The sequence below is a fragment of the Nocardia sp. NPDC051981 genome, from assembly GCF_040680715.1.
Lineage (GTDB): Bacteria > Actinomycetota > Actinomycetes > Mycobacteriales > Mycobacteriaceae > Nocardia.
The window spans coordinates 1-11,978 of the sequence record NZ_JBFAXK010000032.1 but is presented as its reverse complement, the minus strand read 5'-3'; the positions used below and the strand labels follow the sequence as shown (position 1 = coordinate 11,978).

At 68.2% G+C, this 11,978-nt stretch carries 11 protein-coding genes; 5 read left to right on the top strand and 6 right to left on the bottom strand.

From position 1 onward, the window contains the following. Window position 1: 1 nt before the first annotated feature. From AB0L60_RS36425 to AB0L60_RS36415, 3 genes are all read left to right on the top strand, one after another. Window positions 2-826 carry an ABC transporter permease gene (locus tag AB0L60_RS36425; protein WP_364623918.1) on the top strand — a complete coding sequence of 275 codons (825 nt, stop codon included), beginning with the start codon at window positions 2-4 and terminating at the stop codon, window positions 824-826. 83 nt (window positions 827-909) lie between these two features. Further along, complete coding sequence (locus AB0L60_RS36420) at window positions 910-1,410, top strand: peroxynitrite isomerase (protein WP_364623916.1); 501 nt, start codon at window positions 910-912, stop codon at window positions 1,408-1,410. Window positions 1,411-1,633: 223 nt separating this feature from the next. Continuing rightward, the gene (locus AB0L60_RS36415) at window positions 1,634-1,831 is read left to right on the top strand and encodes a hypothetical protein (protein WP_364623914.1); all 198 of its coding nucleotides are present in this window, start codon (window positions 1,634-1,636) and stop codon (window positions 1,829-1,831) included. Window positions 1,832-1,850: 19 nt separating this feature from the next. Here the strand turns inward: AB0L60_RS36415 and AB0L60_RS36410 are convergent, their stop codons facing one another. From AB0L60_RS36410 to ispG, 3 genes are all read right to left on the bottom strand, one after another. Further along, window positions 1,851-3,650 carry a penicillin-binding transpeptidase domain-containing protein gene (locus AB0L60_RS36410; RefSeq protein WP_364623912.1) on the bottom strand — a complete coding sequence of 600 codons (1,800 nt, stop codon included), beginning with the start codon at window positions 3,648-3,650 and terminating at the stop codon, window positions 1,851-1,853. An 88-nt stretch (window positions 3,651-3,738) separates the two neighbouring features. Beyond that, window positions 3,739-4,602 (bottom strand): GNAT family N-acetyltransferase, encoded by an 864-nt coding sequence (locus AB0L60_RS36405; protein WP_364623910.1) that lies wholly within the window; start codon window positions 4,600-4,602, stop codon window positions 3,739-3,741. Between the two features lie 234 nt (window positions 4,603-4,836). Next, window positions 4,837-5,994, bottom strand: a complete 1,158-nt coding sequence (gene ispG, locus AB0L60_RS36400; protein ID WP_364623908.1) for a flavodoxin-dependent (E)-4-hydroxy-3-methylbut-2-enyl-diphosphate synthase — start codon at window positions 5,992-5,994, stop codon at window positions 4,837-4,839. 184 nt (window positions 5,995-6,178) lie between these two features. Between ispG and AB0L60_RS36395 the strand changes: the two genes are divergently transcribed. Continuing rightward, a complete protein-coding gene (locus AB0L60_RS36395) occupies window positions 6,179-6,877 on the top strand; it encodes an endonuclease V (protein WP_364623906.1) in 699 nt (232 codons plus the stop codon). 35 nt (window positions 6,878-6,912) lie between these two features. Here the strand turns inward: AB0L60_RS36395 and AB0L60_RS36390 are convergent, their stop codons facing one another. The 3 genes from AB0L60_RS36390 to dxr form a co-directional block, all read right to left on the bottom strand. Then, complete coding sequence (locus tag AB0L60_RS36390; RefSeq protein WP_364623904.1) at window positions 6,913-8,616, bottom strand: TerD family protein; 1,704 nt, start codon at window positions 8,614-8,616, stop codon at window positions 6,913-6,915. 191 nt (window positions 8,617-8,807) lie between these two features. Further along, the gene (locus AB0L60_RS36385) at window positions 8,808-10,010 is read right to left on the bottom strand and encodes a M50 family metallopeptidase (protein WP_364623902.1); all 1,203 of its coding nucleotides are present in this window, start codon (window positions 10,008-10,010) and stop codon (window positions 8,808-8,810) included. Between the two features lie 22 nt (window positions 10,011-10,032). Continuing rightward, entirely contained in the window at window positions 10,033-11,172 is a 1,140-nt protein-coding gene (gene dxr, locus AB0L60_RS36380; RefSeq protein WP_364623900.1) for a 1-deoxy-D-xylulose-5-phosphate reductoisomerase, read from the bottom strand. Between the two features lie 93 nt (window positions 11,173-11,265). Between dxr and AB0L60_RS36375 the strand changes: the two genes are divergently transcribed. After that, window positions 11,266-11,550 (top strand): DUF2631 domain-containing protein, encoded by a 285-nt coding sequence (locus AB0L60_RS36375; protein WP_364623898.1) that lies wholly within the window; start codon window positions 11,266-11,268, stop codon window positions 11,548-11,550. The last annotated feature ends 428 nt before the right edge of the window (window positions 11,551-11,978 follow it).

The following is an 11,978-nucleotide window of genomic DNA, read 5'->3' as shown; positions in this document are numbered from 1 at the left end:
TATGGCCACCCTCGACCACCCCGAACTCGCCGCCGACACCATCGGCTTCGGCGAAGGCTCGGCCCCAGCTCTGCTGCGGCATACCTGGATTCAGACCCAGCGCCTGCTGCTGCGCTGGGTCCGCGACCCCATCACGCTGCTCGAAACCCTCATCGTGCCGTGCCTGCTGCTGCTCATGCTCGATATCGTGGTGGGCTCGCAGATCCAGAAGTTCTCCGGCCACAGCGCCCTCTACGGATCCACCCCCATGGTGACCCTGGTCGGCGCACTCTCCGGAACCGTGGCCAGCGGCGTCATGCTCGGCCGGGAACGGGAGGCGGGCATCCTGTCCCGCTTCTGGGTGCTGCCGGTGCACCGTGCCTCCGGGCTCGCCGCGCGCATCATCGCCGAGGGTTGCCGCATCTTCGCCGGAACCGTCGTGATCATCTGCTTCGGCGCCGCGCTCGGCTTCCGCTTTCGGCAGGGACCGTTGCAGGCCTTCGCCTTCCTGTGGATTCCGGTGCTGTTCGGCCTGGCCTTCGCCACCATGGTCACCGCCATCGCCGTGTTCACCGCCAAGTCCACCCTGGTCGAGGCCGTCGCACTGCTGTCGTCACTGCTCATGTTCTTCAGCACCGGATTCGTGCCGCTCCCGGCCTACCCCCAGTGGATTCAGCCCGTGGTCCGCGATCAGCCCATGTCGGTCGCCGTCGACACCATGCGTGCGCTGGCCGAGGGCGGACCCGTGGCGGGCCCGCTCATCCGGACCCTCGCCTGGTCCGCCGGCCTGATCATCGTATTCGCCATCCCCTCCGCCTACGGCTACCGCCGGGCCAGCCGCCGCTGAGATCAATACCCCTATCCGGGAATGTCGGCGCCCGGGCGCGGCTACCTCCCGCGGCTACGCGCCGGCCGATTAAGCTGTCCGCCGTGCTCGAACCCGAAACCACCGTCGCGCCGCACCCCGATATCGCCCACCTCGCCCCGCTGCTGGGCACCTGGCGCGGCCGCGGCCGCGGCGAATACCCGACCATCGAACCGTTCGAGTACCTGGAGGAAGTGCACTTCGGCCACGTCGGCCGCCCCTTCCTCACCTACCGGCAGCGCACCCGCGCCGCCGACGGCAGCCGGCCCATGCACAGCGAGGCCGGATACCTGCGGGCGATCAGCCCCGACCGCATCGAGCTCATCCTGGCCCATCCCACCGGCATCACCGAGATCTGCGAGGGCAGCCTGGTGACCGAGGACGGCGAGCTGCGCCTGGAACTCGACTCCACCTCGATCGGCCTCAGCAGCACTGCGAAATCGGTGACCGCGCTGGGCCGCACCATCACCGTCGCGGGCGACACCCTCGAGTACTCGCTGCGCATGGCCGCAGTCGAGCAACCGCTGACCCATCACCTCGCGGCGACCATGCAGCGGGAAAACTGACAGGGAACTTCGGGCTCCAACCTAGCCCGTCACCTGCCGCATCTTCGCCCAAACGGAATGCGGCAGCACACTTGTGGGTTGCCTCGGCATAAGTGACCGATTACCGTTTCTTCCATTGGCAAACAGTCAGCCAACCCTTAATGAGCACCGGATCACCACCGTGTTCGCCGATAGCGGCGAACGTTCGGGTCTCCCAACTCATCCCCAAACAAGGGAGAGGGACATGAAGCGCTCGGCCCTTCTGCTGATCACCACCGCAGGCATGATCCTCGCCGGTGCGGGCGTCACCGAGATCCTCGGCGACGCGTCCAGTGACGGACCACCCGTCCAAGCCCTTGCCGACCAACGCTTCGTGACCGACAACTCCGGCGCGATCCATCCTGTCGCCTGCTCGCGACTCGACACCTACAGCGAGCGCTGACGCTGCCGGGCGGTGGTCCTCAGTAGCCCGGGGGCAGGGCCGCGAGCATGTCCCGCGTCACCGCCACCGCATTGTCCGAACTGCCACCGCGCACCAGCAGGGTCGCCCAGGCCAGATCACCGCGGTAGCCGATGAACCACGAGTGCGAACCGCCGTCCACCTCGGCCTCACCGGTCTTCCCGTAGACCTCGCCCTGATCGACGATGCGCTCGGCCGTACCGCCGAGCACCACCTTGCGCATCATCAACCGCAACCCGTCGATGACCTGCGGCTTCAACTGCGGCCGATCACCCGACACCTGGGTCGGATGGCCCGCGATCAGATACGGCACCGGCGTCGAACCGTGCGCCACCGTCGCCGCCACCATCGCCATGCCGAACGGGCTGGCCAGCACCTTGCCCTGACCGATGCCGTCCTCGGCGCGCTGCACCGGATCATCGTCGAGCGGCACCGAACCCGACACCGTCGGCAGGCCCGCCATCGTGTAATCCGGGCCCAGCCCCAGCGCGGACGCGGCCGTGCGCAGATCCTGGCCACCCAGCTCCGAGGCGAGCTTGGCGAACGAGGTGTTGCAGGAACGCTCATAAGCGGTCGCCATGGCCACGTTGCCGACGCTGAACAGGTCGTAGTTGGGAATCGTGCGCTCCCCCACCACGATCTGGCTCGGGCACGGCACCACGGTGTCCGGGGTGGCGTGGCCGGCGGTCATGGTCGCGGCGGCGGTCACCGTCTTGAAGGTCGAGCCCGGCGGATAGAGGCCGATCGCCGCCACCGGGCCGTCGGCATCGGCCGCCTCGTTCTGGGCGATGGCCAGCACCGCGCCGGTGGAGGGTTGCAGCACCACCATCATGGTCTGCTCGGTGCGGGCATCCACCGCGCTCTGGGCGGCGTTCTGGATGTAACGGTCGACGCTGAGCGAGAACGACGGGGAGGTCTGGGGATCGACCTCCTGCAGCACATCGGTGTCGACGCCATTGGCGTTCACGGTCACCACGCTCCAGCCCGCCTTGCCGTCCACCTCGTCGATGACGGTCTTGCGGACCTGGGTCATGAGGTCGGGGGCGAAGTGGCGGTCGGTGGGGACCAGATCGAATTCCTTGCTGAAGGTGACCCCGGACAGCCCCAGCAGCTGCGAATTCACCTCGCCGAACTCCCATTCCGAGAGCAGCGCCGCGGTGTAGGCGCCGTCGGCCTTGCCGGCCGCGCGCGACAGCGAGTCCGGGGTGAGGTGCGCGTCGAAGCGGTGCAGGGCGTTCGCCAGTGCCGCGGAGACCCTGGTCGGATCGGACGATGCCGACGGTTTGAACAGCACCCGGTACAGCGTGCCCGGCACCATCACATCACTGCCCGAGCGTTCGTTCACCCGCGCCCGGGGCGCGGGATTCGAACGCAGTTGCAGCGTCTGGGTATTGCCCAGCTGCGGGTGGATGTCGGCGGAGGACCAGCGCACCTGCCACTGCCCGTTGGCGCGGCCCATCTGCAGCTGGCCCCGGTATGTCCAGACGCGGTCCTTGGGCAGATGCCATTCGTAGGTGTAGTCGACGATGGCGGTGTCGCCGGTGACGCGGGCGGCGCCGGTGGTGGCCACCAGCTTCTCCGCCTGCAGCTGGTCCCACGCCGAAGCCAGTGCGGCGCCGGCCTTTTCGGGCTGGCTGGTGCGGTCGGCCGCCGCCTGCACCTCATGGTCGGCGAAGGCGGAGACGAAGGCCTCGGCCGCCTGCGCGGGACCCTGCGGACCCGACGAGCAACCGGCCGCGGCGGCGGTGACCGGGAGGGCGACCGCAGCGGCGATCAGCATGACGAAGACCCGTGTTGACATCGGCTCAGATGCTAGAGCCAACTACTGGCAAACCGGCGCGGACACACTGCACCGGAACGGATTTCATGCTCACATCACAGAATGTGGCTCAATCCAGCAGCACGGTCGCAAAGGTGGCGACCTGACGGAACCCCACCTTGCTGTACGCACGGCGCGCAATTTTGTTGTAGCAGTTGACATATAGGCTGGCCGTGCGCCCGGAGGAGACCACCACATTGGCCACGGCCGCGGTGCCCGCCGTGCCGTAGCCCTGGCCACGCTTGTCCGGATGGACCCATACGCCCTGAATTTGTCCGGTGCGTCGCGACAACGCGCCGACTTCCGCCTTGAAGACGACCTCACCGTCCTCGAATCGTGCCCAGGCCCGGCCGGATTCGATGAGCCCCGACACCCGGCGGCGATAACTGCGCCCGCCGTCACCCGTGCGGGGATCGATCCCGATCTCCTCGGTGAACATGGCGACCGCCGCGACCAGATACCGGTCGATCTCCTCGGGCCGGACCCGGCGCACCCGCAAATCCGGCGCAATACTCGCGGGCCGTTCCAGCGCGAGCAGCGGCTGATCCTCGCGCACCTCCCGCGGCGTCCCCCAGTGCTCGGCCAGCAACTCCCACAGCGGCAGGGCCAGCTCGCGCCGCCCCACCACCGACGAGCACAGGCGGGGCCCCTTGATCGCGCGCTCCGCGAAGGCCTTCATATCGTCGCGACCACCGCGCAGCGGAACCAGATTCGCGCCCGAGAAACACAGCGACTCCGCCGGCCCACCCCGGGTCCACAGTTCGCCGTACACCCCGCGCGGGTCCAGCCCGTACTCCTGCAGGCGCGCGGCGACCATACAGGTCGCCACCGGATCGGTGTCGAGCACACGCAAGACCTGCGTCAGATCGCGGTTCGCGAGCTGACGGGTCCCGGACGTCCGGCCCCTGCGAGTCGGCTCCAGCACACTCCGCACGCTCACAGCCTGCCAGAACTTCCCGGCCCGCGCCGCACGATTGTCCCCAACCGCCCACCCATCAGGCAAAAGCCCCAACCCCCAACCCAATCCAACCCCTCGGTACGACATCCGCCCCACACCACTCCGAACGCGGCGGCCGGTACGGGGTCCAGGGCCGAGGCGCGAACGACGAACGGCCCGGGCGGCAGCGGCGGTGATGCCGATGCGGACCGGGCCGGGGCTGGGGTGTGGCTAGCCGGCGGTAACGACCGGGGCGCCGGATTCGGTGGTGTCGCCCATTTCCTCCGCGAGGCGCATGGCCTCCTCGATGAGGGTCTCGACGATGAGGTGCTCGGGGACGGTCTTGATGACCTCGCCCTTGACGAAGATCTGACCCTTGCCGTTGCCGGAGGCGACGCCGAGGTCGGCCTCGCGGGCCTCACCGGGGCCGTTCACGACACAGCCCATGACGGCCACACGGAGGGGGACCGCCATGCCTTCGAGGCCCGCGGTGACCTGGTCAGCGAGCGTGTAGACGTCGACCTGGGCGCGGCCGCACGACGGGCAGGAGACGATCTCCAGCTTGCGGGGGCGCAGGTTGAGGGACTGGAGGATCTGGGTGCCGACCTTGATTTCCTCGGCGGGCGGGGCGGAGAGGGAGACGCGGATGGTGTCGCCGATGCCCTCGCTCAGCAGGGAGCCGAACGCGACCGCTGACTTGATGGTGCCCTGGAATGCCGGGCCGGCCTCGGTCACACCCAGGTGCAGCGGGTAGTCGCACTGCGCGGCGAGCTGGCGGTAGGCCTCGACCATGATCACCGGGTCGTTGTGCTTGACCGAGATCTTGATATTGCCGAAGCCGTGCTCCTCGAACAGGCCCGCCTCCCACAGCGCGGACTCGACCAGCGCCTCAGGGGTGGCCTTGCCGTACTTCTCCAGCATCCGCTTGTCCAGGGAGCCGGCATTGACGCCGATGCGGATCGGAATGCCCGCGTCACCGGCCGCCTTGGCGACCTCCTTGACGCGGCCGTCGAACTCCTTGATGTTGCCCGGGTTCACCCGCACGGCGGCACAGCCCGCGTCGATGGCGGCGAAGATGTAGCGCGGCTGGAAGTGGATGTCGGCGATCACCGGGATCTGCGACTTGCGGGCGATGGTCGCCAGCGCGTCCGCGTCCTCCTGACGCGGGCAGGCCACGCGCACGATGTCGCAGCCGGACGCGGTCAGCTCCGCGATCTGCTGCAGGGTGGCGTTGACGTCATGGGTCTTGGTGGTGGTCATCGACTGGACCGAGACGGGGAACTCACTCCCCACTCCGACATTGCCCACCATCAGCTGGCGCGTCTTGCGCCGTGGTGCGAGGACGGCCGCCGGTGCGGCCGGCATCCCCAAAGTGATGGCACTGCTCACGATCGGCTGCCTACTTTCGACTTAGTCCTCACCCTTACCGGCTCCGAGCTTACCGAGGCTCTGATACCGGTCGCCCTGTGACGGCGGCGACAAGGGTACCCGCGCCGACTGCAGGACTCGGAATCGGCCCGGGGCCCACGCTTCATATTCGTTGCCATCGACGCGAAGGTTTACGCTCCGAAAAGTGAAGGTAGCGAATCCAGATCCGTGGCCGGCGACACCGGAAGAGGCCGTGGCACTGCAAGATCAGCTGCGCACGCGGGTGATCGCCGCCAACCCCCGGCCACCGGAATTCCGGACGATTGCCGGGCTTGACTCGGCCTACGACGACGACGGCAATGTGGCGGCCGCCATTGTGGTGCTGGACGCCACCACGCTCGAGACCGTCGAGACCGCCACCGCGCGCGGCACCACCGATTTCCCGTACGTGCCGGGCCTGCTCGCCTTCCGCGAGCTCCCCACCACCCTGGCCGCCCTCGAAAACCTCACCGTCACACCGGATCTGCTCGTCTGCGATTCCCAGGGCCTGGCCCACCCGCGCCGCTTCGGCTTCGCCTGCCACCTCGGCCTCTTGACCGGCGTGCCGACCATCGGAGTCGCCAAGAACGCCTGGGGCGAGTTCGAGGAGCCCGCCCCCGAGCGCGGCTCCTCCACCGTCATCACCATCGACGGCGACCCGGTCGGCCGCGCCCTCCGCACCCGAGCCGACGTCAAACCGATCTACGTCTCGGTCGGCCACCTGATCGACCTGGATACCGCCTGTAGCCAGGTCCTCTCATTGACCCCCGAATACCGCCAGCCCGAAACGACGCGCCGCGCCGATCATCTGTGCCGCCAGCTCCTCCGCGAAATCTCCGCTACCGGAACAACTTCACCGCATTGAGGCGCGGGTTCCCCACGTTGAGGCGCGGGACACTGTCAGATGCGTGCGCCTTTGGCCAAGTTGCAGCCCCGGCACAGGATCTGAAGGTTGTCCACACTTGTCGCACCGCCTCGGCTCCAAGGAATGACGTGGTCGAACTCGAGGTACTCCTGGGCGCCGCATTCGGCGCATTTCCCGGCGTCACGCTGCCAGACCTGCGACTTCACATCCTGCGGAATCGCACGGGAGTCGCGTTGTCCCGGCGCGAGCACCCGACGTTTGGCGATGCGCAGCGTGCCCTCCAGCACGGCGGCGACGAACTCGGCATCCCGCACCCGGTAGCGACCGCCGCCCCGGGCCGTCGTCGCATCGATCACCACCGTGTCGTACTCGTGCCGAACGGACACGATCTTGGCCCACGCCAGTTCGCTCCCCGCACCATCGCCGATGAAACGCAATTTCCGGCTGCTGCCGATCAACCGCCCCGCGCTCTGTTTCGGACCGCTGGCCAGGTATCTGATCTGCACCGCGTCGACGTCCACGTGCAACAGCTCGTCCATCTCGAGGTGCAGATCGGGCCGGCTCACCCGGGGTAGTTCCCCGGCCCGCACCTGAGTGAGCGACCGACCGCGGAGCATCCGTTGCCGCAAACCATGGATCAGCGATCCCGCGGCGGACAGATCGGCGGCGGCCTCCAACTCGGAGACGGTCCGGTCGAAGTCGTCCAGCTCCTCCTGGTCGATCTGGTCGTCGGCGAAAGCGAAGGCGACCATCCGCTCCAGGTGAGCGATCGCCAGCGGCCGCAACGCCTCGCGTCCGGTGAACTCGCTGACCATATGGAAACGAAGCACGACCCAGAGTTCGGCCCAGCGCGCCCCACGGGGCCCGTCTGCGGTCAGCACCTGCCATGCTTGGCCTCGCCAAGTCTCCATCAGCTGGTGGACTTCGCGAAGACACCATTGGCACGGCGAGTCGACAACAAGTCGGCCTACCGCGGACCGGTCGGTGCGCCGGCTCGGTGGTGCGCCACCAACTCGACGCACCGCCCTCGGCCGGCCGCAGCGCTCGCAGGTCGCTGGATCGTGCTGTGGGTGTTGCGGCCGCCGGTCCCCTGTCCAGGCCGTCCCGTCCCACCACTGCAGTTGCCCGGCGCTCTGCGGCGCCACGTACCAGCCGGGAGCCATGACCGGCGCAGACACCTCGGCACCCGCCATTGGCGGCGGTACCGCTGGAACAGCCGGTGGCGATGGCGGCGCCTGATCGTCGTCCACCGCAACGCCGAACTCCTCGGCGAGGCCACGCAATCCGCTCGACCAGCCCTGTCCGACCGCACGGAACTTCCAGCCACCGTCACGGCGATAGAACTCACCGAACACCATGGCCTGCACCGATTCCGGGCTCGAAATACGGTGATCGAACAGCCGACGGCCGTCGTCCTGAACGCTGATCACCAGCGTTGGAACGTCCTGGAAGGAACCGGTCGCGACGGATCCCGCGATCACGACACGGTCCACCCCGGGCTCGATCTCGCTCAGGTGCACCGCCAGTCCGGCCCGCCCGATCGTGATCTGTTCCAGCACAACGGCACCGGACGGATGGCGGGGCGCATTGAAGAAGACGAAATCATCGTCGGATCGGATCTTCCCCGTCGTGGCCAGCAGCAGAGCATGTGGGTCGACTTCCCGATCGCCATCCCATTCCAACACCAGCGATACCGCCGACGCGGCCACGAGCGCATTTGCACCACGCGCCAACTCCACGACCCAGACCCCGTTCCTCGTGCACAGTTGATCTCGAGCCGCGCTCTGCGCCAGGAACTTTGGATTTCCGATCCGCACCCGAGCCCAGTTGCGGCCTCGGCGAGACAGACTACCCAGCCGCACCGACACCCATCAGCGGACCGCTCAGGTCGACTGATGCCGGTTCCGTTGGAAGCCAGCCGTTTTCAGGCTCAGGGGAACAGCTTGACCGGATTGACGATGTCGGCGACCAGGGTGAGGATCATGTAGGCGCCGCCTATGACGACTACGACGTAGGTTGCGGGGAGGAGCTTCAGGTAGTCGACCGGGGCGCCATCGGGGAGGCCCTTGCGGTTGCGGAAGAGGTTGCGGAGCTTTTCGTAGATGACGACGGCCATGTGGCCGCCGTCGAGGGGGAGCAGCGGGAGCAGGTTGAAGGCGCCGAGGAAGAAGTTCAGGCTGGCCAGGGTCAGGACGAACATCGACCAGAGGCCATGTTCGGCGGTCTCGCCGCCGATCTTGGAGGCGCCGTAGACGCTGACGGGGGTCTCGGGGTCACGGGTGCCGCCGGTGACGGCGTGCCACAGGTCGACGACCTTGGAGGGCATCTGGGCCAGGGATTCGACGGTGCGCACCGCGATCTGGCCGGTGAACGCGCCCGACGCGGGAATCGCGCTGAGGATGTTGTGCTGGACCGGCGCGTAGTAGTCCTGGCCGACGCCGACCTTGGCGACGGTTTTCGGGGTGCCGTTCTTGTCGGTGTAGACCGTCGCCATCTGCGGGGTGACCTGGATCGGCAGGGTCTTGCCGTCACGCTCGACGGTGTATTCGAAGGTGCCGGTCTGCTTCTCGGTCTGGGTGCGGAAGTCGTTCCAGGTCTTGATCGGGACGCCGGCGACCGCGGTCACCCGGTCGCCGCGCTGCAGACCCGCGAGCTGGGCCGGGCCCTGCCCGGTGCACGGCAGCAGCGACTGGTCGGGAGCCATATTGGCCACACAGCTCATCGCCCCGAGCTGGGTGGCCGGCGGCTGATCGAAACGCGGCAGCCCCCAGCCGACCGCGAGCAGCACGATGAGCAGGTAGCCGATGAGGAAGTTCATCAGGATGCCGCCGGACATCACCAGCAGCCGCTTCCAGGTGGCCTGCCGGTACATGGCCCGGTCGAGTTCCTCGGGTTCGAGCTCGTCGAGGGCGGTCATGCCCGCGATATCGCAGAACCCGCCCAGCGGCAGCGCCTTGAGACCGTATTCGGTCTCGCCGCGCCGCCAGGAGAAGACCTTGGGCCCGAAACCGATGAAGTAGCGGCGCACCTTCATGCCGGTGGCCTGTGCGGTCCACATGTGGCCGCATTCGTGCAGGGCGACCGAGGCCGTGATCCCGAGGGCGAACAGTACGAAGCCGATCGCGTAGACCATCCGGTTCCGAGCCCTCCTGGTGTCAGCCGCGCACGATCGTGCGTGCGGTGTCGCGCGCCCACGTATCGACCGCGAGCACCTCGTCCAAGCTACCGGGTTCGGCGCTCCAGCGGTCGGCGGACTCCACGACGCGCGCGACGGTGCGCACGATGTCGGGGAATCGGATGAGCCCGTCGAGGAATGCCTGCACGGCGATCTCGTTGGCGGCGTTGTAGACCGCGGTCACGCAGCCGCCGGCCTTACCGGCCTGCCGGGCGAGCTCGACAGCCGGGAAAACCGTGTTGTCGACCGGCTCGAAAGTCCAGGTGGAGGCGGTGGAGAAGTCGCATGCGGCGGCCGCGCCGGGAACGCGGTCCGGCCAGCCCAGGGCGAGCGCGATGGGCAGCTTCATATCGGGCGGGCTGGCCTGGGCCAGGGTCGAGCCGTCGGTGAAGGTGACCATGGAGTGCACGATGGACTGCGGGTGCACGGTGACGTCGATGCGGTCGTAGTCGATGCCGAACAGCAGGTGCGTCTCGATCAGCTCGAGGCCCTTGTTCACCAGCGACGCCGAGTTCAGCGTGTTCATCGGCCCCATGGACCAGGTCGGATGGGTCTTGGCCTCGGCCGGATTCACCGATTCCAGCATCTCGGTGGTCCAGCCGCGGAAGGGTCCGCCGGAGGCGGTGAGCACCAGTTTAGCGACCTCGCCCGCGCTGCCGCCGCGCAGGCACTGGGCCAGCGCCGAATGTTCGGAGTCCACGGGCACGATCTGTCCCGGCTTGGCCGCCCGGGTCACCAGCGAGCCGCCCGCCACCAGAGACTCCTTGTTGGCCAGGGCGAGTCGCCGCCCCGATTCCAGCGTGGCGAGGGTGGGCTCCAGGCCGAGCGAGCCGACCAGCGCGTTGAGCACCACGTCCGCGTCGGTGCGCCGGACCAGCTCGGTCACGGCGTCCGGACCCGACAGTGCCACACCGAGTTTCGCGGCCGCCGCCTGATCGGCCACCGCCACGTTGCCGGTCCCGGTGGCCGCGATCTGCTGGGCCAGCAGGTCCGCGTTACCCCCGCGCGCCGCGAGACCCACCACTTCGAAGCGGTCGGGGTTGGCCGCGATCACCTCCAGTGCCTGCGTACCAATCGAACCGGTGCTGCCCAGCAGCAGAACTCTCACAACGTCGGACACGGATCCATTGTCCCCTGCCCCCTGCTCGCTACGACGCTGGGTCGTATGTCACGATATTGGCCAGCAATCGATTCGAGCCGTAAAGGAGCCACAGTGGCCGCCACGGAACTGGAACCCGCGCACCCCTCTGAGGTTGTCACCAAGGTCGACACCGCCGAGGTTCCGTCCGCCGCGTGGGGCTGGAGCGGCGAGTCGCGCCGTACCGCTCGCGCCGCCGGCTGGGTCGTCGTCGTGATCCTGCTGGCCATGCTGTTCGAGAACCAGCAGGGCAGCTCCTCGGGCACCGGCAATGTCGGTTACATCTTCCTGGTGCTGTTCGCGGCCGGTATCGCCTTCGTGCTGATCCGCGACTCCATCGTGTCGCGCCGCCCGCGCTAGTTCGATACGAAATCCCTTGCCCCACGGACATGTCCGTGGGGCATTCGGGTTTTGCCGGACCCTTTCGGCAGCACCAACGAATTCGGGCCGGATCGCCCCCAAGCGATCCGGCCCGAATTCTGTTGTCACGCAATGCCTGACTCTGTTGCTACGCAATGCCTCCCGCACCGGCACTGCTGCTCGCCGCGGCGGGCGCGCCGCCCGCCGCGGCTCGGCCGGACCGTGGTGGTCCCGGTCCGGCAGTCGCTCAGCGGCTAGCTGGCCGGGGTGGAGTCCGGTGCGTTGAGGCGGTTGAACAGGCCGATGCCGACCGCGATGGCGGCGGGCCCGCCGACACCGATCAGACCGGCCGCGGCGCCCAGCGGGATGCCGATCGCGGCGCCGGCCACACAGCCCGCGATGCCGGTCGGAACCGACATGATCACGAC